Raw genomic sequence first — 23,330 nt, 5'->3', positions numbered from 1 at the left:
TCGGTCGAGGAGTGGCGCGCCTGGCTCGTGGAGAACCATGCGGTATGAAACGCGGTCTGGCTCGTCTTCTGGCGGAAGACCGCCGGCCGGCCGATTCTCGCCTACGAGGACGCCGTTCTCGAGGCGCTCTCCGTCGGCGGGATCGACAGCAAACCGGCCCGGCTGGACGAGCAACGGACGAGGCTCCACTTCTCACCGCGGAAGCGCGGCAGCGCCTGGGCGAGGCCGAACAAGCTGCGCATCGAACTGCTCAGGTGCGAGGGGCGGATGCTGCCGCCCGGGGCGAGCGGGCCAATCAGTGGAAGCCGAAACCCCCGGCCGCACCCGCACCCGCACCCGCGCCCGACTGACCGCGGCCCCGTCCGCGCTCCCGCGCCCCGCTGCCTGCCGACGCGGGTGGATCAGACGGGCTGCCACTCCTGTGCGCGGACGGCGCCGCGGCCGACGAGCAGCATGCCGCAGAAGCCGATTGCGAGGGCGACGAGCACGCCGAGATTCGCGAACGCCCAGTCGCCCGTTCGGCCCCCGAGGCCGAGGGGATCGAGCAGGTACCCCTGCCAGGCGAGCCAGTCCGCGAAGCCGTTGGTGACGAGGCCCCAGCCCACGACGGACCCGAGCAGGAGGAGTGCGAGCGCGCCGACCCGCACGCTCCCGTAGCGCCCGCGCGGGTCGAGGAGGCCCGCGGCGTCGTAGTCGGAGCGGCGGAGCGCGAAATCGGCGAGGAAGATGCCGCACCAGGCCGCAACGGGCACGCCGAGGGTGATCAGGAAACCCTGGAAAGGACCGAGAAAGCTCCCGGCGAAGAACACGACGTAGATCGCGCCGAGCACCATGATCACCCCGTCTATCCCGGCGGCCGCGAAGCGCGGCACCCTCAGCCCCGCCGCGAGGAGCGCCAGCCCTGAGGAGTAGATGTCGAGCACGGCGCCGCCGATCAGGCCGAGCACCGCGACGAGGGCGAACGGAACCAGGAACCAGGCCGGCAGGATCGTCGTGAGTGCGCCGATCGGGTCAACGGCGATGGCGGCGCTGAGGTCGCTCGATGACCCGGCGAGCAGGAGCCCGAAGAGGAGAAGCACGGCGGGGGCGAGCGAGGCGCCCGCCGTCGTCCAGCCGACGACGCCGCGGCTCGAGGCCGAGCGGGGCAGGTACCGGGAGTAGTCGGCGGCGGCCTGCACCCAACCGAGGCCGAAGCCCGTCATCATGAAGACGAGCGCGCCGATCACGTGGGGGGTGTCCCCGGCGGGGATCGCCGCGATGGCCGGGAAGTCGATGTGGTCGACGACGAGGAACACGTAGACGACCGTGAGCAGGCCCGTGACGATCGTGATCCACTTCTGCAGCCGCATGATCAGGTCGAAGCCGAAGACGCCACCGAGCACAACCAGGCCGGCCACGACAACGAGGGCCACCACCTGGGTGAGCGCCCCGCCGTCCCAGCCGAGCTCGGTGAAGACCGTCGCCGTCGCGAGCACAGCGAGCGAGGCGAGCACGGTCTCCCAACCGACGGTGAGCAGCCACGACAACACTGACGGCACCCGGTTGCCGTCGACGCCGAACGTCGCCCGGCTCAGGGTCATCGTCGGCGCGTGGCCGCGCTTGCCCGCGAGCGCCACGAACCCGCAGAGCGCGAAGGAGAGCACGATCCCGACGAGGCCGACGATCGTCGCCTGCCAGAACGAGATGCCGAAACCAAGCAGGAACGAGCCGTAGCTGATGCCGAGCACCGAGACGTTCGCCGCGAACCACGGCCAGAACAACTCGCCCGGGCGGCCGCGGTGCTCTGTGCGGTCGACGGCGTTGATGCCATTGAGTTCGACCTCGAAGACCGGGCGGATGCCGGGACTCGCCCCCGGCAGGCCGGTGTCCGTCTCCGTGTGCTTCCGGTCGTTCGCGGACATCCGCTGCCCCTTTCGTCGGCGGGTCTCTTGGGGTGTGCAGGCGGTTCGGTTATTCAGAAACTCAGGAACTCAGGAACTCAGGAACTCAGGAACTCAGGAGCTCAGGAAATCAGGTTCAGTGCACGTACTCGAGCAGGTCGAGGCCGACGGCCCGCATCCCGTCGAGGACCGCGAGGCGCAGGGGCAGGCGGGTGTCGGCGAAGGACATCGAGACGGCATAGGCGACGCCGGCCCGCGGGCCGCGGAGTACGCCGGCCTCGCTCCGGACGCCGGGCCCCGTTCCGGTCTTGTTGACGAGGAGCAGCCCGTGGTCGCCGCCGCGGTGCGCGAAGGGATCGAGCCCGAAGGCGCTCGCGACGAGGGAGAGGTCTGCACCGAGGGACAGCCAGCCGATCACGCGTTCGCTCGTCGCGGCATCCACGACCTCCCCGCGGGCGAGGGACGTGAAGAGCCCCGTGAGTTCCTGGGCGCTGCCGACGGAGAGCTGGGGTGCGTGATCGGGGCCGCGTTCGTCGCGGACGAGGTCGAGCAGAGCGGTGTGGGAGATGCCGAGCTGTTCGGTGCGGGCCTGGACGGCCGCGAGACCGACCGCGCGCAGGAGCACGTTCGCGGCGAGGTTGTCGCCGAGACCGCCGACGAGGGCCGCGAGGTCAGCGACGGGAAGCGACGGGGCCTGCAGGTGCTGCCAGACGCCTGACCCTCCGACCGAGTCCGCCGGGGTGCGGTCGAGGATGGTGAGGGCGCCGAATTCGGCGTTCGGGAGCCGGGCGGCGACCTCGATGAGGAGGAGGACGGTTCCGATCCCCGCTGTCGGCATCACGACGTGGTCGTCGACGGAGAAGAGGACCTTACCGGTCGCGAGGTCGGTGGCGCGGGCCGAGACCTGCACTTCGGCGCCGGCGAGGGTGCCGAGGGCCTGGAACCCGCGGCCGAAGTTCGCCATCGACTCCGAAACGCCGTGCCGTCCCCTGCTCGGGGCACCGCGACGCGACCGTCGCTCCGATTCCCGCGCTGGCGTGGACACTTTTTCGGGTCCCTCCGTGTTCCGGCTCCGATTTCCGGCTCCGTGTTCCCCTCAGCACCATAGCCCAGACGCCCGACATGCGCCGGGGCCGGACCCTCGGGGCTACCAGATGGTGACGCGTTTGTCCGGGTCGAGCCAGAGTTCGTCGCCTGCCGCGACGCCGAAGGCCGCGTAGAACTCGTCGATGTTCCGCACGATCTGGTTGCAGCGGAACTCATTCGGCGAGTGCGGGTCGATCGAGATCAGGCGGATGGCCTCCTCGTCGCGCATCTTCAACTGCCAGGCCTGGGCCCAGGACAGGAAGAAGCGCTGGGCGCCGGTGAGACCGTCGATCACGGGCGGCTCTGCGCCGTCGAGGGAGATCAGGTAGGCCTTCCAGGCGATCGAGAGGCCGCCGAGGTCGCCGATGTTCTCGCCGATCGTGAGCGCGCCGTTCACGTGGTGCTCGGGGATCTGCTTCGGCGCCAGGGCATTGAACTGCTCGATGAGCGAGCTCGTGCGCTCTTCGAATGCCGCACGGTCGTCAGCGGTCCACCAGTCGGTCAGGAGCCCATCGCCGTCGTACTTCGAACCCTGGTCGTCGAAGCCGTGCCCGATCTCGTGCCCGATGACGGCACCGATGGCGCCGTAGTTCGCCGCGGCATCCCGCTCGTCTGAGAAGAACGGGAACTGCAGGATGGCCGCGGGGAAGACGATCTCGTTGAAGCCGGGGTTGTAATAGGCGTTGATGGTCTGTGGGGTCATGAACCACTCGTCGCGGTCGAGGGACTTGCCGATCTTGCCCAGCTCGCGCTGGAACTCGAACTCGTTCGCGGCACGCACGTTCTTGATCAGGTCGCCCGCCACCATCGACAGGGTCGAGTAGTCGCGCCACTTGTCGGGGTAGCCGATCTTGGGCGTGAACTTCTCGAGCTTGTCCTGGGCACGCGCCCGGGTCTCCGGGGTCATCCAGTCGAGCTCGGCGACGCTCTGGCGGTATGCCTCGACGAGGTGGCCGACGAGCACGTCCATGCTCGCTTTCGCGCTCGGCTTGAAGTGCCGTTCGACGTAGATCCGGCCGACGGCCTCGCCGAGGGATCCCTCGACGATGGAGACGCCGCGCTTCCAGCGGTCCCGCAGCTGAGGTGTCCCGGTGAGGGTGCGGCCATAGAAGTCGAAGCTCGCCTCGACGAAGTCGTCGGAGAGGTACGAGGCGCTCGAGCGGATGATCTGCCAGCGCAGCCAGTCCTTCCACCCGACGATCCCGTCCTCGGTCAGCATCTCGGCCAGGCCGGTCACGAAGCTCGGCTGGCGGACGACGATCTCGTCGAGGGCTCCCGCCGGTGCATCGAGGCCCGCGAGCCAGAGGTGCAGGTCCGCTCCGGCGGCCAGGGCCGTGACCTGGCCCCAGGTCTTGAGGTTGTAGGTCTTCTCGCTGTCGCGGGAGCGCACGTTGTCCCAGTGGTGACCGGCGAGTTCGGTTTCGAGGTCGAAGACGCGCTGCGCCCTGGCCGCGGCGTCGTCGAGGCCGGCGAGGCCGAACATCCGCTCGAGGAAGGAGCGGTAGGCCTCGCGGACGGCCGCGAACTTCTCCTCGCGATAGTAGGACTCGTCCGGCAGGCCGAGCCCGCCCTGCTCCATGAAGACGAGGTAACGCTCCGGGTCGCCCGGGTCGTTGTCGACATAGAGCTGGAAGGCGCCTGCGACGCCGGCACGCTCGAGGCGGCCGAGGGTGCCGAGCAGGGAGGCGATGGAGTCGATCCGGTCGACGGTCGCGAGGTCGGCCGCGAGCGGGGTGGCGCCGAGCGCATTCACCCGCGCTTCGTCCATGAAACTCGAGTAGAGGTCGCCGAATTTGCGGGCTTCTGTTCCCGGTTCAGCGGTCTGCGCCTCGAGGATGATCTCGCGCACGGCCTTCTCGGACTCCTCGGCGAGGAGGTAGAACGATCCCCAGCGGGCCTTGTCCGCTGGGATCTCGGTGCGGTCGATCCATTTCCCGTTCACGTGGCGGAAGAGATCGTCCTGTGGGCGGATGCCCGGGTCGAGTTCGTCGCGGTCGATTCCGGATGCGGTCCCCAGCTCAGTCATGCGTCCATGCTATTCGCTGTGCCCGGGAATTCGAGCCGGGGTGCGACGCCGGACGAAGCCGAACCGTGCGGTGTCGGCGAGCGACGCTAGAGTCGGGAGCATCGCCATCTTCCGCCAGCGGCCCATCGACCGCGAGATCCTGCGCCTCGCCCTCCCGGCGTTCGGCGCCCTCGTCGCCGAGCCTTTGTTCCTGCTCGCCGACTCGGCGATGGTCGGGCATCTCGGCGCGGTCGACCTGGCCGGACTCGGCCTCGCGAGCGCGGTGTTGCAGACCGTCGTCGGGCTGATGGTGTTCCTCGCGTACAGCACGACCCCTGCCGTCGCCCGCTGGCTCGGCGCGGGCGACCGCGGCAGGGCCGTGTCCGTCGGGATCGACGGCCTCTGGCTCGCGCTCGGCCTCGGTCTGGTGCTCGCGCTGCTCGGCGCGGCGCTGAGCCCGCAGCTCGTGGGAGCCTTCGGCGCGGAGCCTGCCGTCGCCGCGGCATCCGCCCGGTACCTCACCGTGTCGATGCTGGGACTACCGGCGATGCTGCTCGTGTTCGCGGCGACAGGACTCCTCCGCGGACTGCAGGACACCCGCACGCCGCTCTGGGTGGCGGGGCTCGGCTTCGCGGCCAACATCGCGCTCAATCTGTGGTTCATCTACGGTCTCGGACTCGGTCTGGTCGGCTCGGCGCTCGGCACGGTCGTCGCGCAGTGGGCGATGGTCGCGGTATATCTCGTCGTGGTCGTGCGGCACGCCCGGCGTGAGGGTGCCCGGCTGCGGCCGCACCGCGGCGGGATGCTGCGGGGGGCGTCGAGCGGCGGCTGGCTGTTCCTGCGCACGGTGAGCCTGCGTACGGCGATGCTGCTCGCGGTGTTCGTCGCCACGAGCCTCGGCTCGCCCCAGCTCGCGGCGTTCCAGATCGCGATGACCCTGTTCGCGGCGATGGCGTTCGCCCTCGACGCCCTCGCGATCGCCGCCCAGGCCCTCGTCGGGCGCGGCCTCGGGGCCGGCGATCTCCCTGGGGTGCGCGCGGTGCTGCGGCGCTGCCTCGAGTGGGGTGTGCTCGGCGGTGCCGCCATCGGCGCGCTCCTCGTCGTGACGAGCCCCCTGCTCGGCGGACTGTTCACGACGGCGGCAGAGGTGAGCTCGCTCCTCCCCCTGACACTCGTGGTCCTCGGCCTGTCCGGGCCGCTCTGCGGCCTCGTCTTCGTGCTCGACGGCGTGCTGATCGGCGCGGGCGATGTCCGCTACCTCGCCGTGACCGGGGCGGTCAACCTGCTCGTCTTCGTGCCGCTGGCCTGGGCGGTGCTCGCCTGGGCGCCGCAGGGCGCCGTCGGGCTCGCCTGGCTGATGGCGGCGTTCGCATTCGGCTACCTCGGCGCGCGCGGCCTCACCCTCGGCCTGCGCGCCCGCGCCGCGCGCTGGCTGGTCGTCGGCGCCCGCTGACGCGCCCGCACCGACGCGCCCGCACCGACACCACCGCTCCCGATTCACCCGTCGCGCGCCCTGTGCGCCAGGCACACCGGGCGCGCACCGGCGCACGTGGCGCGCCAGACGGTGCCGGAGAGTCCCGGCTAGCGGATGCGGCGGTGCACGGACTGCGGGCGCAGGTAGGCGTGCAGGCCCTCGCGTCCGAACTCGGCGCCGAGGCCGGAATCGTGCCGCCCGGCGAAGGGTGCGTTGTGGTTGGACGCGAAGAAGCCAAGGCCGACGGAACCGGTGTCCATCCGGGCGGCCGCATCGAACGCGGCGTCGGCATCCGCTCCGAACACCGTGCCGCCGAGGCCGAACGCGGTGTTGTTCGCGATGCCGATCGCCTCGTCGAGCGTGTCATAGCGCAGGATCGACAGCACCGGCCCGAAGATCTCCTCGCGCGCGATCCGCATCCCGGGCGTCACGTCGGCGAACACGGTCGGTTTCACGAAGAAGCCGCGGTCGAAGCCGCTCGGCACGTCACCGCCCGTAGTCGCCCTGGCGCCCTCTGCGATGCCGGAGCGGATGTACCCGCGCACCGTTTCGCGCTGCGCCCGTGTCGCGGCGGGCCCGAAGACGGTGTCCGGGTCCATCGGATCGCCCTGCTGCGCGGCCTGGATCGTGGCCGTGACCATGTCGACGAGTTCGTCGTAGCGACCGGCCGGCGCGAGGATGCGCGTGGAGATGTAACAGGTCTGCCCGGTGTTGCGCATGCAGCTGCGAATCAGGACCTGCTGCATCGCCGTGAGGTCGACGTCCGGCAGAACGAGCGCGGAGGACTTGCCGCCGAGTTCGAGGGTGACCGGCCGCAGCAGCTCGCCGCACGCCGCGGCGATTCGCCGCCCGACCGGGGTCGAGCCGGTGAAGGCGACCTTGTCGACGCCGGGGTGCCGCACGAGGGCGTCGCCGACGGCGCTGTCCCCCGTGACGATGTTCACGACGCCCGCCGGGATGCCTGCCGCTGCCACGGCATCCGCGATGAATCGGATCGACAGCGGCGTCGGCGATGCCGGCTTGATCACGACGGTGCACCCGGCCATCAGCGCCGGCGCGAGCTTCGCCACGACGAGGTTGATCGGGAAGTTCCACGGCGCGATGAGCGCGCAGACGCCGACCGGGTCCTGCCGCACGATGGTTTCGGCGGATCCGTCGGGGAACGGGCGCACGTCGGGGGTCTCCACGTAGCCGGCCAGTCCGGCGAAGTAGCGGAAGATCGCTGCAGCATTCGAAGCCGCGCGCCCGGTCTCTGCGACTGGCGAGCCGTTCTCCCACGTGTTGGTGTGCGAGATCGCCACCGCCCGCTTCTCGATCTCGCCGGCCAGGCGTTCCAGGTAGCCGGCGCGCACTGAGGGGGCCAGCCCGCGCCATCCGTCAGCGCCTGCGCCCGCACGCGCGAACGCGCGGCGGGCGGCCGCGAGGGCGAGGTCGACGTCGGCGGCGGACGCCACCGGCACGCTGCCCCACTCCGCTTCCGTCGCCGGGTTGGTCACGGTGGTTCGACCGGTTCCGCTCGCCGCACGCCAGGCGCCGTCGATGAAGAGGTCGTCGGTGTGCCGATAGGGCAGCATGGCCGGGAACCTCGCCGGCTGGGCGAGCCAGGCGGCCGTGGCCGTGGCCGCCGACGTCGGTGCCGCGTCGGTCGTCTGCCCTGTCATCAGAGCACCGCGATCTTCAGCAGCGCCTCTGCCCGGTCGAGTTCGATCGTTGCCATCTCGAGTCCGGCAGCGGTGATGAGCTCCGGCAGGATCTCGGCCCGCAGGCGCCTGCAGTAGAACGACGGCGTCTGGCCGAACCAGCTCGAGGCCAGGGCGATGCCGGCCGGGGTGAAGCGCCAGAGCCGGTCAGCGTCGCGCACGAGCGAGTCCTCGATCGAGTACGACTCGACGCGGGTGTCGTGGCCGTCGATGATGTCGGTGACCCGAGTGATGAAGGCCTCGTCGTAGCCGAGGCCCGGCAGCACCTCCCTCGCGATCATGCAGCCCTTGAGCTCGTGCTCGTAGCGGATCTGGGCCTGGCGCCAGTTCGCGCCGAAGCCCTCCGAGATGATCTTGGTCTCGTCCACCCTGGCCCAGCCGCTGTCGTGCAGCAGGATGGCCACCCGAACGACGAGGGCGTCGGCCTCCGGGTAGGCCTCGCAGAGCCGCTCGGCGAATGCGAAGGAGATCGGCACGTGGATGTCATTGCTGCGCGTGCGCATCTCGGTCTCGACGGCGCGCCAGAGCGGGTCGAGGTCGCTCGGGCCGTCCGCGGCGACGGCGATGGGCGAGGTGTCGATGGACTGGTCGGTCTGCAGTGTCATGGCGTTCTCACTTCGAGGTTGGGGCGCCGGAGCGCGGAGGCTGGGGCTAAGCGGCCGGACTGCCGGCGGGAACGGGGACTGCAGGGGGAGCAAGGTCAACGGCCACCGGCGCAGCCACCGCACGCCCGGCATCCGCCGTCTCGACGGCCACGAAGAGTTTCTTGAGCGGAACGGTGGTGTCGGTCGCGACATCCGCCGGCACCGAGAGGCCCCTGTGGAGGGCGTTCTTCACGGCCATGAAGTCGAGCGGGCTGTTGATGCAGTCAGCGGCGATGAGCCGGCCATCCCGGTAGTAGAGCACCGAGAACTTCTCCGAGTCCGGCTCGCCGCGCAGAACGACCCGGTCGTGCCCGCCGCTCAGCCCGGCGATCTGCAGTTTGAGGTCGGCCTGGTCCGACCAGAACCACGGCACCGTCCGGTGCTCTGCGGGGAGTCCGAGCAGGGTGGCCGCGGCCACCTTGGCCTGCTCGACCGCGTTCTGCACGCTTTCGAGGCGGATGCGGCCGACACCGAAGTCCCCGATCGACGGGTTCGGCATGTTCGCGCAGTCCCCGGCGGCCACGGTGAGTCCGTCGGAGGCGAGGGCCCTGGCGTCCACCACGATGCCGTTCTCGACCTCGATGCCCAGTTGCACGGCGAGCTCGGTGCGCGGCACGACCCCGACGCCGATCAGCACGACGTCCGCCGCCACGATCTCGCCGGAGCCGTCGCCGTCGCGCGGACCGAGCTCGACGCCGGTGACCCGGTCGTGCTCGCCGACGAACCGCACGACCTGCGCGTTCAGCACCACGCGGATGCCGCGGCGCCGGTGCGCCTGAAGGTAGAACTCGCTGGTCTGCTCGGAGACCGCCCTCCCGACGAGGCGGGGAGCCGCCTCGAGCACGGTGACGTTCTTGCCGGCGGCCCTGGCCCCCGCTGCGACCTCGAGGCCGATGAAGCCGCCGCCGACGACTACGACGTTCCGCGCCTCCCGCAGTTGCTGCTCGAGCACGGTCGCTTCCGTCGCGGTGCGCAGGTAGCTGACGCCCTCGAGCTCGGAGCCCTCGAACGGGATCGTCCGCGGTACGGCTCCGGTGGTGAGAGCGAGCCGGGCGAATGCGAAGGTGCGGCCGGACTCTGCCGTCGCGACGCCGCCGTCCGCGTTCCGGATGATGCGGAAGATCCGCTCCCGCGGCACGAGGTCGATGGAATGCTCGCGGTAGAAATCGTGGGTGCGGAAGGCCAGGGAGTCAGCGGTCGCCTCGCCCTTGAGGAACGCCTTGGAGAGCGGCGGCCGCTGGTACGGGGCGTGGGGCTCCTCGCCGACGAGGGTGATCGGGTCGGTGTCGCCGAGTTCGCGCAGGGTCGAGGCGAGCTGCACCCCGGCCTGGCAGTTGCCGATGATGAGGGTGCCCAGCCGGGGTGCTGCGGTCGTGTCGCCCATGCCGGTCACACCTGCGTTTCGGGGGTCTGCACGTGCACGGACACGTCGTCGGTCAGTTTCAGCTGGCAGGAGAGCCGGGAATTGTCCTCCCGATCGATGGCCGTCCCGTCGAGCATGTCGTCCTCGAGGTCGAGCTTCGGCGGGAACAGCCCGGCGCTGTCTGCGCAGAGGAAGACGTGGCAGGTCGCGCAGGACAGGCTGCCGCCGCACTCGGCGACGATCCCGGGAACGCCGTTGCGCACCGCGGTCTCCATCACGGAATCGCCCGCGAATCCGGTGACGATGGTCTCTGTGCCGTCGAAGGCGACGTAGCTCACGGTTGGCATTTCTCGGTCTCCTGGTTCGGTTCTCTGGGATACGGGTGGGTCAGAGGAACTGCCGGCCGCCGTCGACCACGAGGGTCTGGCCGGTGATGTATGCGCTGCCGGGTGCGGCGAGGAACAGGGCGGTCCCGACGATGTCCTCCGGTTCGCAGGCCCGCTTGAGCGAGCCGCGGTCGACGCCGTAGCTCTCCGCGCCCGCGATGAGCCCGTAGCTGGCCTCGGTCAGGGTGAAGCCGGGAGCGATCGCGTTGACCGTCACGTTGCGGTCGCCGAGTTCCTTGGCGAGCACCCGGGTCAGCGCTATGACGCCGCCCTTCGAGGCCACGTAGTGGGCCCACTGGGTCGATCCGCTCATCACCGTGGCGGAGGAGAGGTTGATCACCTTTCCGCCGTCCGGCAGGTATGGCGTGCAGGCCCGGGTGACGAGCCACGGCCCCTTGAGATTGACGGCCATCACCCGGTCCCACTCGTCGGGGTCGAGTTCGGTGAAGGGGGCACGGGTCACGGTGGCGTAGATCGCGGCGTTGTTGATGACGACGTCGATCACGCCGGCGTGGGCCAGTGTCACCGCGCCGGGGGCGGATGCGCCGGGCAGGGCCTCGGGGACCCAGCCGGCGGCATCCGCGGCCAGCCGGGTGACCGAGGCGAGGTCGGTGACGTCGACCGGGAGGGCGAGGGCGGTTCCGCCGGCCTCCTCGACGAGAGCGACGGTCTCCCGCGCGCCTTCGAGGTTGACGTCGGCGACGACCACCCGGTCGCCCTGGGCAGCGAAGCCCAGGGCGAAGGCACGGCCCAGGCCGCCGGCGGCGCCGGTGATCAGCACCGTCCTCTGCGAGACCCCGGCCGCGCCGTGCTCAGGCATGGCTGCTCTCGGCGAGGACGGCGTCGAGCTGGGCGGCCGCGGCAGGGACCAGGGCGAGGTCGTGCTCGTGCTCGTGCTCGTGCTCGTGCTCGTGGGCCGGGCCTGCCACGTCCTGATCGGCGTCGTGATCAGTCACGATCGTCACGGTCCCGTTGTTGCCGTCGACCCGCAGCCACTGTCCCGTCCTGATCTGGGCGGATGCGGTTCCGGTTCCGGTGACGGCCGGCATGCCGTACTCACGGCAGACGATGGCCGCGTGGCTCATCATGCCGCCGATGTCGGTGACGGTCGCGCGGATCTTCCCGAAGATCGGGCCCCACGACGGCGCCGTGACGGGAGCGACGAGGATGTCGCCCTCCTGCACCTCGGAGAGCTGGTCGGAGCTGCGGATGACCCTGGCCGGGCCCTCAGCGACGCCGCTCGAGGCGGCCATTCCGCGGAACTCGCCTTCCGGCGCGTCGGAGTCGCCGAGCCAGTTCTTGATCTGGTCGCTCGTGATGCCCCAGAGCATCAGGGTGAAGGGCTCAGTGATCACCGCGGGCGGCGTGTTCAGCGCCGGCTGCGGGCGCTCCTCGGAGAGCGCGTCGACGATGACCCTGCGCCGGGCGACCTCGGCCGGCCAGTAGTCCGGGCCGATCGCGGGAGCCCCGACGGCCCAACCGGTGACGTAGTCGAAGAGCGTCTCGCGCACCTCGTCGCGGCGGAGGTAGAACATGTCGTTCGCCTCCGGCCAGAACCCGGCCTCGGAGAGCATCTTCGAGAGCTGGCGGGCCTTCCGCCAGAAGACGCCCATGGTCCAGTGCTCGATGTAGAAGTTGTGGTTCTCCACGTAGGGGTAGACCTGCCGCGCGAGGCCGAGCTTGCCCTGGAATGCGGCGAGCTGTTCGGGGCTGAGCAGTTCGGAGTACTCCTCGGTGATGCGGTCCCGCTCGGCGACGAGTTCTGCGACGGGACGGTCGATGCCGACACCGTTCTGCACGCGCACGATGTAGTCGGCGATGTAGCCGAGCGGTAGCTCGAGGTGGTCCATCCAGTACTTGTCGTGGGCGTAGAAGCCGTTGCCGACAGTGAAGTTGAACCAGGGATCCTGTGCCTCGGTCCAGGCCGCGAGCCACTCCGCTCCGCCTGCGGCCGCGCTGATCGCGGCGAGGGTCTCCTCCGGGTTCTCGGTGTCGCCGAAGTGACCGTCGACGCCGAGTTCGACGGCGAGCTTGGCGAGCTTCTTGAGTTCGTCATCCGGTCGGAAGAGTTCCATGTCGACGCCCTGCACCATCTTCGCGACGGCCTGGTCCGGGATACCGGGGAAGACCTCCTTGCAGAAGCTGAAGAAGTCGAGGTAGGCAACGTAGCCGAGGTTGAGGAACTCGAAGTGGTACTGCCAGGCCCGGTACGTGAGGGAGACGAGCTTGTCGAAGTTGCCGAGGAGCGTGTCGTTCGGGCCGGTGCCCTTTCCGCTCGTGACGTCTTCGAGGGGAACAGCGTCCGGCAGCGCATCGAAGGACAGCGCGCCCAGCTCGTCGATCGTTCCGCGGATCTTGCCCTGCCACTTCGCGAGCAGTCCGTCCCAGTTCTGGAAGTAGTGACCGGCGCGTGCCATGAACTCGGGAACCCGGGCGGCGATCTCCGTCTCGGGGACGCCGACGGGCGACATGAACACGTAGCCGTTGTGGATACGGAACTCGATGCCGTTGGCCGGCGGGATGAGCAGGTGGCGGGAGTTGTACTGGCCGAGGCAGGAGACGGCGAACTCGAAGCCGATGGTTTCGAAGGGCTTGGTCACCGTCGGCCAGTGCTGGCTGTCGCAGAACCAGAATTTGGCCTCCTCGACCTCACGCCGGTTCTCCTGGAAGACCAGGTTGTAGGCGTAGAGGTCCTTCCAGCCTTCTGCGGCGGCCGCGGGCTTCTGGTCGTACGGGCTGGGGAATGACTTCTCTGTCATGGGTCAACCGTTCTGTGTGGGTAAACGCGGGTGGAGGGGACGAGCGGGGAAGCTGAGGCGCAGCGGATGCGCGGGAGATCAGGCCTTGCCGGCCTGCGTCATGAGCGAGCGGGTGATGCTCTCGATGCCGAACCCGGCGGACTGCGTCGGAATCGAGCCGGACGCCGCCCCGGAGAACACCGTCTCGGGGCGAGACTGCAGCAACAAAAGGTTCTCCCCGTCCGGCAGGTCGCGGTCGAGGGCCCATTCGATGTCCTGGGGGCACCGGAAGTGCTTCTCGGCCCGCTTGGCGATCGCGGCGATCGCGGTGATCTCCGTGTCGCTGATGCAGAGGCGCCCGCGGCGCTCGGCCGTGACCTCGCGTTCGACGAGGGACTTGCTGGCGGGGTCGGGCACGAGTTCGGCGTGCTTGTCGCCGATCGAGTGCTTCACCACCATGAGCATGACCTTGTCGACGGTGATGTTGTCCGGCGTCACCTGCCCGGACACGACGAGCTCGCCGAGCCCGTACGAGGCCTCCATCACGATCTTGGAGCGGTCGCCATTGGTCGGGTCCATGGTGATCGCGACGCCGGCGACCCGGGCGTTGACCATCTTCTGCACCGCGACGGCCATCGAGAGGCCTTCGTTGGGGATCTTGTTCTTCAGCCGGTAGATGATGGCGCGGGAGGTGTAGAGCGAGGCCCAGCACGCGCGGATGTGCTCGGTGACGTCTTTGACGCCGAGGAGCCAGAGGTAGGTGTCCTGCTGGCCGGCGAAGCTCGCATCCGGCAGGTCCTCTGCCGTCGCCGAGGACCGCACGGCGACAGGGACAGGGGACTCGAAGCGCGACTGCAGTGCCTCGTATGCCTCGATGGTCGTGGCGTGCAGCTCGGCGGGCACCGGCCGCGAGGTGATCTCGAGGCGCAGCTGGGCCGACACCCGGTCGACGGCGGTCACGTCGTCGGGATCGAGGTTCGCGAGCATCTCGTAGATGTCCTTCTCGATGCCGGCCTCGCGGATGAACGCGTCGTATGCGGCCGTCGTGATGGCGAAGCCGGGGGGAACCGGCATCCCGGCCGCGGTGAGCGCGACGAGGGACGCACACTTGCCGCCGAGCTGCTCGTGCAGCGGCGGAAGCCCGGCGTCGAAGAACTGGATGTATGCGGCGTGGGATGCCGGTGTTGCGGTGACAGCGGGGGTTGGGGTTTCCATCAGGCGTTGGCCTCCCAGGTGACGGGAACCGACGTCGGCGCCCTGAACGACAGGTTTTCTCCGAAGACGATCGCTTCGGGATCGACGATCCTCAGGCCGGGGACGGCCCGGATGGTCTCTTCGACGACGATCTTGTCCTGCAGCTTGGCGAGCATGTTGCCGAGGCAGTAGTGGATGCCGAAGCCGAAGGAGAGGTGGGTGCGGGCGTTGGCCCGTTCGATGTCGAAGACCTCGGGCTCCTCGAAGACGCTGGGGTCCCGGTTGGCCGATCCCATCAGCAGCAGGATGTTCGCGCCCTTCGGTATCGGGGTGCCGGCGATCTCGGTGTCGACGAGGGCCTTGCGCCGCCAGCCGACGATCGAGGGGCTGTAGCGCAGCGTCTCGTCGATCGCCCCTGCGGCGCGTTTGGGGTCCTCGACGAGCTTCTGCCACTCGCCGGGGTTGCAGAGCAGCATCCGGATCGTGTTGGAGATGAGCGTCGTCGTGGTCTCGTGGCCGGCGAAGAGCAGGCTGTAGCAGACCGACGCGATCTCGTGGTCGGAGATCTCGCCGCCGGCCAGCTGGGCGCGCACGAGGTCGGTGACGAGGTCGGTTCCGGCAGTTCCGGCGTCGATGGCCTCGTGGGCGGCGGAGACCAGGCGCCGGCATTCGGTCCAGTAGTCGACGAGGTTGTGCGCGTGCGGGATCTGCTCCTCGTCGCTCAGGTCTCCCCAGGTCATCGCGGCCCGCGAGTCCGACCATTTCTTGTAGGTCGGGACCATCTCCGGCCCGACGCCGAGCAGGCCGAGGATCGTGATCGTGGGGATGTCGACGGCGACGTCCTTCAGGAAATCGCCCCGGGCATCCGGATGCGCGAGCATCTGCGTGAGGAGCCGTGCGGTGTTCTCGCGGATGGTCGGCTCGAGGGCCTTGTACCGGCGTGGGCTGAACTCCTGCTGCACGATCGTGCGCATCCGGGTGTGCTCTGGAGGAACACGGGCCGAGAGGCCGGAGTATGCGGTGAAGCCGCCGTCGTCCATGATCTTCGTCGCGGCGGCTCCGCGCGGCCGCACGGGGGCCTGGGCGTTCTCGCTGCTGAAGGTGACCCAGTTGTCGAAGACGGCCTTGACGTCCGCGTAGCGGGAGACGACGTAGTAGCCGATGCGCTCGTCGAACATGACGGGCTGCTCGTCGCGAAGCTCGGCGTATGCCGGGAACGGGTCGTTCATGTCGAACGGGGAATAGCCGTGGTGGCCGCTGGCGGCCGCGGCGAGCGCGCGGTGGTCGACGGGGCACTGCCCTGCTGCGGGCTGGGCCGCTTCGGGCTGGCCGGGGGCCGGCTGGGCTGCGGCCGGGTGCGTGGTGGCGGGCTGTGCCGTCACGGGCTGAGCGTTCACGAGTGCTCCTTCTGTCCACTTCTGCGGGGACTGTCCACTTCTGCGGGGATCTGGCTCCATCTAATGCTCCCGGAGCTGGGAAGCGCCGGGCTTGTCCCACTGGGCGGAAGTGGGGTTGGGGAGGCGCCCGTTCAGGCCGGTTCAGGACTGCTGCGGTTTGCGGACACGCGCCGCCGGTTGCAGTGCAGCCTTCGGCAGGTGGGCGATCCCCGCCTGGATGCGCTCGGCCGTGCCGAGCAGGATGGGCAGGTTGCGTTCGAGCTGGTGCGCCCGCGAGGTGGGCAGCACGATCCCGAGCCCGCCGAAGATGCGCCCGTCGGCCTGGAACACCGGCACGGCGAGCGAGCACGATCCGAGCCGCACCTCCTCGGAGGCAACGGCGAAGCCCTGGCCGCGTACCTTGTCGAGTTCCTTGCGGAGTTGCTCCGGGTCGGCCTTGGTGAACGGGGTGCGCTGCACGAGCGCCGCGCCCAGCACTGCATCACGCACCCAGCCCGCCTCGAAGGCGAGGATCGCCCGGCCGACAGCGGTCGCGTGCATCGGCAGCCGCCCGCCCACCCGGGAGGCCTGCGGGACTCTCCTGCTCCCGTAGACCCGGTCGATGTAGAGCACGTCCGCGCCGTCGCGGATGGCGAAGTGGGCGGTCTCCTGTGTGAGGCCGAACAGGTCCTGCAGGTACGGGCGCACGACGTCGCGCAGCTGCCGTCCGGCATGCTGGCCGAGTTCCCAGAGCCGGAGGCCGATCTGGTAACGGCCGCGGGCATCCCGCTGCACGGCGCCCCATTCCTCGAGCTCGCCGAGCAGGCGGTGCACCGTGCTCTGGGGCAGGCCGCTCTCGGCGCAGATCTCGGAGAGCGTCCGCGCGGACGGGCTGGACTCGAAGACGGCAAGGATGCTGAGCACGCGCGAGGTCACCGTCTGCCCCGGTGAGGTGGTGCGTCCTGCCACGATCCCCCCTCGCGCCCCGCTGCGCTCGACTCCAGCCCCATCGTACGTCGCCGGAGATCGGATAGCGTTGACGGGATACCCCCCCCCGACCGAGCCTGTTAAGGAAACGACCATGACCGCGCCCTCCGAACCGTCGGATGCGTCCGCTCCGCATCCCGGATCACCGAACGGCCCTGGCACCCTCGCCTGGCGCAACGCCGTCTTCGCGGTCTTCTTCATCAGCGGACTCGGCCTCGCCAGCTGGGTCGCACGCATCCCCGCGGTTCGCGACAGCCTGCGGCTGGACACCGCGCTCGTCGGCGTCCTCATCTTCGGCCTCTCGGCAGGCTCTGTGCTCGGCCTGGTCGTCGCGGTGCGGCTCCTCACCCGTTTCGGCGCCCCTCGGGCCATGACGATCAGCGTCGCAACGTCCTCGATCGGACTGGTCGTGGTCGGTACCGGTGCGACACTGCTCGGATCCGCCCCTGTCGTCTTCGCCGGCCTGGCCGCCGTCGGCCTCGGGATGGGTTCGCTCGACGTGATGATGAACGTCGAGGGCGCTGCGGCCGAACGGGCGATACGCAAGACGTTGATGCCGCTGATGCATGCCTGCTTCAGCCTCGGAACCGTCGTCGGGGCGCTGCTCGGTGCCGCGGCATCCGCACTCTCCGTCTCGGTGTTCTGGCACCTGACGGCGATTGCGGCGCTGGTGTTCCTGATCGCGGTCGTGGCCGTTCGGTCGATTCCTGAGCTCGAGAACGCTGCCGAGACGAGGGCGCCTGGCGAGCCGGCCAGCACCTGGCGCAGCCGGCTGCGAGTGAGCCTGTCGGTGTGGGCAGACCCGGGCGTCCTGCTGATCGGGGCGATCGTGCTCGGGATGACATTCGCGGAGGGCTCGGCGAACGACTGGATCGCGCTCGCTTCCGTCGACGGCCACGGCTTCAGTAATACCGCGGGCGCGATCGTCTTCGGGGTGTTCGTCGCAGCGATGACCGTCGGCCGGGTGATCGGCGGGCCGGTGATCGACCGGTTCGGCCGCGTTCCCGTGCTGCGGGCCTGCGCCGTCATCGGGGTGCTCGGGCTGCTCCTATTCATCCTCGCACCGAACGACTGGGCACTCTACGCGGGAACCGTGCTGTGGGGCGTCGGAGCCTCACTCGGCTTCCCTGTGGGCATGTCGGCCGCCGCGGACGACACGAGGAATTCCGCGGCCCGGGTCAGCGCCGTCGCCATGATCGGCTACTTCGCCTTCCTCGTCGGGCCGCCCGTTCTCGGCCTGCTCGGCCAGAACTGGGGCATCCTGAACGCCCTGTACCTCATCGTCGCTCTGATGGCCCTCGCCGGCCTCGCCGCGCCGGCCGCCCGCGAGCGCCACCGGCGCTGACCCCTCCCTGTCGAGCGGTTGCTTCAGACCGGTTAAGCTCGATGCGTGCGCCTCGTAATTGCCAACTGCTCCGTCGACTATGCCGGAAGGCTGAACGCACACCTGCCGCTCGCCACCCGCCTCCTCCTGCTCAAGTCGGACGGCAGCGTGCTCGTGCACTCCGACGGCGGCTCGTACAAGCCGCTCAACTGGATGAGCCCGCCGTGCTCCCTCGTCGAGCAGGTTCCCGATGACGAACAGACGGATGCCGGCATCACCCAGGTCTGGACCGTCACCCACGCGAAGACCGCAGACCAGCTCATCGTCAGCATCCACGAGGTCCTGCACGACTCCGCCCACGAACTCGGCATCGACCCCGGCCTGATCAAGGACGGCGTCGAAGCGCACCTGCAGAAACTGCTGGCCGAGCACATCCATCTCCTCGGGGACGGCCACACTCTCGTCCGCCGCGAGTACATGACGGCGATCGGCCCTGTCGACATCCTCGCCAGGGACGCCGCCGGCCACTCGGTCGCGGTCGAGCTCAAGCGCCGCGGCGACATCGACGGGGTCGAGCAGCTCACCCGGTACCTCGAGCTGATGAACCGCGACCCGCACCTGGCCCCGGTGGCCGGGGTTTTCGCCGCACAGGTCATCAAGCCGCAGGCCCGGATGCTCGCAGAGGATCGCGGCATCCGCTGCCTCGTGCTCGACTACGACGCGATGCGCGGCCTCGACGACACGCAATCCCGCCTGTTCTGACCTGCAAGGGAGGGCCCTGACGGGCGTTTTCTTTCGAGGGAGCGCTCTCATGGCGGCAGGGGTAGCAGCCCATCGGATTCCGGCATACAGTGGAAAATTACCCATTTCGTGGGAAATCGGGGCTCTGGCCTCTAGGATTAGCGAGTGAATTCGACTTTGACTCGCACCTGGAGTGCAATACTTTTTGACCTCGACGGAACCATCACCGATTCCGCCCCGGCCATCACCAACTCCCTCGCCCGGACCTTCGCCCTTCTCGGCCGACCGGTTCCGACCGACGCCGAGTTGCTCGCCTATGTCGGCCCGCCCCTCTTCGCCGCCTTCCGTGAGTACGCCGGCATGACGGCAGAGGAGGCCACTGAGGCCGTCGCGGTCTACCGCGCCGACTATCACGGCGAAGCCATGCTCGACACCGCCGTCTACCCGGGCGTCGCCGGCCTGCTCCAGCGCGTGCACGAGGCCGGAATCCCCCTCGCCCTCGCCACGAGCAAGCCGGAGCACGCCGCGATCACGATCCTCGAGCACTTCGACCTGGCCCGGTTCTTCACGGTCATCGTCGGGGCGAGTGACGCGGAGACCCGCAGCGCCAAGGCCGACATCGTCGAAGAGGCCCTGAACCGCCTTGCCGCCGTCGGCACGAGCCTCAGCACCCCCGTCATGGTCGGCGACCGCAGCTACGACGCGGAGGGCGCCGCAGCCCATGGCGTGCCGACGATCCTCGTCGAGTGGGGCTACGGCTCTCCCGCAGAGGCCGCCGCAGCGACCGCGACCGTCTACTCCGTCGACCAGCTCGCCAAGCTCCTCCTCGGCTGACCCGCAGCGGATGCCGCGGCGCGCGCCCGACGCTCCGCTCCGGCATCCGCAGCGATCGTGTACTCGGACGTGGGCGCCGCCGCCTTGTGCTACGAGGCAGAAGCCGCCGCCGTTGCACCCGCCGACAGGTCGTAGAGCGCGACGCTGTCGACGGTCTGGGCGGTGAAGTTCTCCGCGACCCAGGCGGCGATCTCGCTCGAGGCACTCGATCCGCCGTTGGCCTGGCCGGTCGTTCCACTGATGAAGTAGTGGATCTTCCCCGCGGCCACATCGGCCTGGAACTCGGCGAGGGTGGGGGCGGGGTCGCTCCCGTTGAAGCCGCCGATCGCCATCACCGGCAGTTGGGTCGCGAGTTGGTAGCCGGCGGCCGAGTCCGACCCGATCGCCGCGGCGATCCAGGTGTAGCTGTCGGAATCCACCGAGAGCAGCGCGGCGAGGCTTGCACTGACGCTCGCTGATCCCATGATTCCTCCGGCACCGCCGGGGCGCCCTCCGGTCGGCAGCGTCCCTGTCGTGCCGTTCGGGACAGTGCCGTTCGGGACGGTGCCGTTCCCGCCAGGCGGGCCGGCCGGCGGAGTGCCGCCCCCGGCGAATCCGCCGGCGTTGCCGCCGGGGAACCCGGCCCGTCCGCCGGGCATTCCACCGCCGCCCATCCCGCCCATGCCGCCGGAAACGGTCGGGCCGGCCGTGACGATCGACCCGGTGTGGGCCGTCGACACGGTGTCGAGCGTGTAGGCAACGGGTGCCAGCAGTGCGCCGGTGAGGGCGATCGCGACCGTCGCTCGGCCCCACCACTTCCCCGGCAGCCTCCTGAGCCAGGCCGCCAGCGGCGGCACCATCAGCAGTCCGGCGGCGACCAGGCCGAGCGCGGCTACGACGAACTTCAGCCACGGCAGCCAGTCGGTGGCGCGGTCGAGCAGCACCCACGCCCAGGCGCTTGTCGCGAGCATCGCGACGGCCGCCGTGATCCGGGCCCAGAGCGCCGTGCGTTTCATCCAGGCGAGGCTCGCGCCGATCGCGAAAGTTCCGGCGAGCGCGGGCGCAAGGGCGACCGTGTAATAGGCGTGGAAGATCCCGGCCATGAAGCTGAAGGCCAGCGCGGTCAGGATCAGGTGCCCGGCGAAGAGGAGGAGGGTGGCCCGGCGGAGCGAGATCCGCGGGGCGCGGCGGAGCACGACGAGCGCCGCGACGCACAACAACAGCGCGGCGGGCAACAGCCAGGTGATCTGGCCGCCGAATTCGCCGAGGAAGAGCCGGAAGATCCCGGTTTCACCCCACATGCCGCCCGTCACCGCACCCGTGCCGCCGGCGCCTCCCGTGACGCTCCCGGTCTCGCTCCCGGTGAGCCGGCCGAATCCGTTGTACCCGAACGTCAGCTCGAGGAAACTGTTCGTCTGCGAGCCACCGATGTACGGACGCCAGTTCGCCGGGACGAGTTCGACGATGGCGACCCACCAGCCTGCCGAGACGATCACGGCCCCAAGGGCCGCGAACGAGTGCCAGAGGCGGGTGCGGAACCGGTGCGGCGCCGCGTACAGGTAGACGGCCGCGAGCGGAGGCAGGATCAGGAATGCCTGCAGCTGCTTGGTCAGGAATCCGAAGCCCACCATCGCGCCCGCCCAGAGCACCCATTTCAGGGCGCCGGTCTCGATGCCGCGCAGGGTGAAGTAGGTGGCGAGGCTGAGGAGGAGAACGAGCAGGGCATCCGGATTGTTGAACCGGAACATCAGCGCGGCGACGGGGGTCACGGCGAGTACGGCGCCGGCGAGCAGGGCCGTGCCTGCCGAGAAGCGGCGGCGCACGGTGGCGAAGAGCACGCCGACCGATGCGACGCCCATCAGGGCCTCCGGCACGAGGATGCTCCACGAACTGAGTCCGAACAGGCGCACCGAGAGGGCCATCAGCCACAGGCTCGCCGGCGGCTTGTCGACGGTGATCGCGTTGGCGGCGTCGGAGGACCCGTAGAAGAACGCGGTCCAGTCGACAGAGCCGGCCTGCACAGCGGCGGAGTAGAACGAGTTCGCCCAGCCGCTCGCGCCGAGGTTCCAGATGTAGAGCACCGCTGTCGCGAGCAGGAGACCCAGCAGGGCCGGCCGTTCCCAGCGCGCGGAGCCGGCCCTGCCCCGCACGAGGGTGCGCGGAAGGGCCGCGAGGCGGGTCACGAAGCGGGCGCCGAAGCGGGCGTCGAGCGGAGAGACGGCGGGGCGCGGGGAAACCTGGGTCGTCATGAACTGGTCACTTCCTGTCGGGCGGGAGCGTCCCTCCGGGAGGGCTCGTCGCGGGAGGTCACTTCGTCGCGGGAGGTGCGTGGTTTCGTCCGGGTCGGGGCCGGCGTCCGCTGGCTCCGGAAGACCCAGAGCCGCAGCAGCACGAACCGCATCACGGTCGCGAGGAGATTGGCCGCCGTGAGCACGATGATCTCGGTCTGGGGCCCGGCATCCGCTCGGACAAGGTGCAGCACGAGGAGGGATCCGCTCGTCACGAGCCAGGCCAGGCCGAAGATCACGAGGCCCTGCGCCTGGTGCTTGACCGCGCTTCGCCGCCCGCGCACGCCGAAGGTGAGGCGTCGGTTGGCCCAGGTGTTCGCGATCGCGGTGATGAGCAGGGACAGGAAATTGGCCAGCTGGGCCGGCATCACGTACTGGAGCACGAGGTAGAGAAGCGCGAACGCGATGGTCGACAGCACGCCGATCACGCCGAACCGAAGCACCTGGCCGAGGAAGGTCGGCGGGGTCGGCGGGGTCGGCGGCTCGAACGGCGGTCGGCCGAGCTCGGCGTAGATCTCGTCGACGGGGATCCTGCCGGTGACGAGCGAGTGCGCCACCCGGACCAGGCCCTTGAGGTCGTCGGCGGCGGTACCGACGACGTCGACCCGGCTGTCGGGGTCGTCGATCCAGTCGACGGGCACCTCGTGGATCCGGAGCCCGGCGCGCTCGGCGATGATGAGCATCTCGGTGTCGAAGAACCAGCCGTTGTCCTCCACGAGGGGGAGCACCCGCTGGGCGACGTCGCGGCGCATCGCCTTGAAGCCGCACTGGGCGTCGCTGAATTCGACGCCCATCGTCGTGCGGACGAGGGCGTTGTAGCTTCGGGAGATGAACTCGCGCTTGCCGCCGCGGGTGACGCGGGACCCGCGCGACAGCCGGCTGCCGATGGCGACATCGGAGTGGCCGGAGAGCAGCGGGGCGACGAGCGGCGGGAGCGCGCGGAGGTCGGTGGAGAGGTCCACGTCGACGTATGCGACGACTGCGGCGGGCGAGGCGAGCCAGACCCGCTTGAGCGCCCGGCCCCTGCCCTTCTCGACGAGGTGCACGGCGTGGACGCCCGGCAGTTCGGCCGTGAGCGAGTCGGCGATCGCGGCGGTGTTGTCGGTGCTGGCGTTGTTCGCAATGGTGATGCGCCAGGGTTCGTCGAACTGGTCGGTCAGGTACGCGTGCAGCACACGGATGCTGCGCGCGAGGGTCTGCTGTTCGTTGTACACGGGCACGACGACGTCGAGGGCGAGAGCTGCTGATCGGGTCATGGTGGCCACTCTCCGCCCAGAGGCTATGCCGGAGCACTGGCCGCGTTATGAGTGCGGAAAGGAAGACCTGTGAGG

18 protein-coding genes are annotated in these 23,330 nt (G+C 69.8%); 4 read left to right on the top strand and 14 right to left on the bottom strand.

Annotated features, from left to right (window positions below; all coding sequences use genetic code 11):
• Positions 1-401: 401 nt before the first annotated feature.
• From RCH22_RS16805 to RCH22_RS16795, 3 genes are all read right to left on the bottom strand, one after another.
• Complete coding sequence (locus RCH22_RS16805) at positions 402-1,901, bottom strand: cytosine permease (protein ID WP_327014802.1); 1,500 nt, start codon at positions 1,899-1,901, stop codon at positions 402-404.
• A 115-nt stretch (positions 1,902-2,016) separates the two neighbouring features.
• The gene (locus RCH22_RS16800; protein WP_327014801.1) at positions 2,017-2,844 is read right to left on the bottom strand and encodes a serine hydrolase; all 828 of its coding nucleotides are present in this window, start codon (positions 2,842-2,844) and stop codon (positions 2,017-2,019) included.
• A gap of 183 nt (positions 2,845-3,027) precedes the next feature.
• Positions 3,028-4,992 (bottom strand): M13-type metalloendopeptidase, encoded by a 1,965-nt coding sequence (locus tag RCH22_RS16795; protein WP_327014800.1) that lies wholly within the window; start codon positions 4,990-4,992, stop codon positions 3,028-3,030.
• Between the two features lie 70 nt (positions 4,993-5,062).
• Between RCH22_RS16795 and RCH22_RS16790 the strand changes: the two genes are divergently transcribed.
• Positions 5,063-6,424: an MATE family efflux transporter gene (locus RCH22_RS16790; RefSeq protein WP_327014799.1), complete on the top strand. Its 1,362-nt coding sequence runs from the start codon at positions 5,063-5,065 to the stop codon at positions 6,422-6,424.
• Between the two features lie 128 nt (positions 6,425-6,552).
• On the opposite strand, the gene RCH22_RS16785 is transcribed toward RCH22_RS16790, so the two are convergent.
• The 9 genes from RCH22_RS16785 to RCH22_RS16745 form a co-directional block, all read right to left on the bottom strand.
• Positions 6,553-8,106: an aldehyde dehydrogenase family protein gene (locus tag RCH22_RS16785; RefSeq protein WP_327014798.1), complete on the bottom strand. Its 1,554-nt coding sequence runs from the start codon at positions 8,104-8,106 to the stop codon at positions 6,553-6,555.
• The gene (locus RCH22_RS16780) at positions 8,106-8,750 is read right to left on the bottom strand and encodes an HD domain-containing protein (RefSeq protein ID WP_322136912.1); all 645 of its coding nucleotides are present in this window, start codon (positions 8,748-8,750) and stop codon (positions 8,106-8,108) included. Before RCH22_RS16780 ends, RCH22_RS16785 begins: the two co-directional genes overlap by 1 nt.
• Positions 8,751-8,796: 46 nt before the next feature.
• Positions 8,797-10,173 (bottom strand): FAD-dependent oxidoreductase, encoded by a 1,377-nt coding sequence (locus tag RCH22_RS16775; RefSeq protein WP_327014797.1) that lies wholly within the window; start codon positions 10,171-10,173, stop codon positions 8,797-8,799.
• A gap of 5 nt (positions 10,174-10,178) precedes the next feature.
• Positions 10,179-10,499: a 2Fe-2S iron-sulfur cluster-binding protein gene (locus RCH22_RS16770; protein ID WP_327014796.1), complete on the bottom strand. Its 321-nt coding sequence runs from the start codon at positions 10,497-10,499 to the stop codon at positions 10,179-10,181.
• A 40-nt stretch (positions 10,500-10,539) separates the two neighbouring features.
• Positions 10,540-11,358: an SDR family oxidoreductase gene (locus RCH22_RS16765; RefSeq protein ID WP_327014795.1), complete on the bottom strand. Its 819-nt coding sequence runs from the start codon at positions 11,356-11,358 to the stop codon at positions 10,540-10,542.
• Complete coding sequence (locus RCH22_RS16760; RefSeq protein ID WP_327014794.1) at positions 11,351-13,297, bottom strand: PEP-utilizing enzyme; 1,947 nt, start codon at positions 13,295-13,297, stop codon at positions 11,351-11,353. The genes RCH22_RS16765 and RCH22_RS16760 overlap by 8 nt, the downstream gene beginning before the upstream one ends.
• A 78-nt stretch (positions 13,298-13,375) precedes the next feature.
• Positions 13,376-14,491, bottom strand: coding sequence for a PEP/pyruvate-binding domain-containing protein (locus RCH22_RS16755; RefSeq protein ID WP_327014793.1), 1,116 nt, complete (start codon positions 14,489-14,491; stop codon positions 13,376-13,378).
• Positions 14,491-15,867 carry a cytochrome P450 gene (locus RCH22_RS16750; RefSeq protein WP_327014792.1) on the bottom strand — a complete coding sequence of 459 codons (1,377 nt, stop codon included), beginning with the start codon at positions 15,865-15,867 and terminating at the stop codon, positions 14,491-14,493. The genes RCH22_RS16755 and RCH22_RS16750 overlap by 1 nt, the downstream gene beginning before the upstream one ends.
• 141 nt (positions 15,868-16,008) lie before the next feature.
• Positions 16,009-16,815 (bottom strand): IclR family transcriptional regulator, encoded by an 807-nt coding sequence (locus tag RCH22_RS16745; protein ID WP_327014791.1) that lies wholly within the window; start codon positions 16,813-16,815, stop codon positions 16,009-16,011.
• 112 nt (positions 16,816-16,927) lie between these two features.
• Between RCH22_RS16745 and RCH22_RS16740 the strand changes: the two genes are divergently transcribed.
• The 3 genes from RCH22_RS16740 to RCH22_RS16730 all read left to right on the top strand — a co-directional run bounded on the left by RCH22_RS16740 (position 16,928) and on the right by RCH22_RS16730 (position 19,732).
• Complete coding sequence (locus tag RCH22_RS16740) at positions 16,928-18,178, top strand: MFS transporter (protein WP_327014790.1); 1,251 nt, start codon at positions 16,928-16,930, stop codon at positions 18,176-18,178.
• Between the two features lie 45 nt (positions 18,179-18,223).
• Entirely contained in the window at positions 18,224-18,919 is a 696-nt protein-coding gene (gene nucS, locus RCH22_RS16735; RefSeq protein WP_134449228.1) for an endonuclease NucS, read from the top strand.
• A 144-nt stretch (positions 18,920-19,063) separates the two neighbouring features.
• Entirely contained in the window at positions 19,064-19,732 is a 669-nt protein-coding gene (locus tag RCH22_RS16730) for an HAD hydrolase-like protein (RefSeq protein WP_241975487.1), read from the top strand.
• Between the two features lie 89 nt (positions 19,733-19,821).
• Here the strand turns inward: RCH22_RS16730 and RCH22_RS16725 are convergent, their stop codons facing one another.
• Entirely contained in the window at positions 19,822-21,960 is a 2,139-nt protein-coding gene (locus tag RCH22_RS16725; protein WP_327014789.1) for a glycosyltransferase family 39 protein, read from the bottom strand.
• A complete protein-coding gene (locus RCH22_RS16720) occupies positions 21,957-23,255 on the bottom strand; it encodes a bifunctional glycosyltransferase family 2/GtrA family protein (RefSeq protein WP_327014788.1) in 1,299 nt (432 codons plus the stop codon). The genes RCH22_RS16725 and RCH22_RS16720 overlap by 4 nt, the downstream gene beginning before the upstream one ends.
• Between the last annotated feature and the right edge of the window lie 75 nt (positions 23,256-23,330).

Origin of the sequence: Cryobacterium sp. GrIS_2_6 (assembly GCF_035984545.1) — a bacterium.
Lineage (GTDB): Bacteria > Actinomycetota > Actinomycetes > Actinomycetales > Microbacteriaceae > Cryobacterium.
Note: the sequence above shows the minus strand (reverse complement) of the source record. Positions and strands in the feature narration are given on the sequence as shown.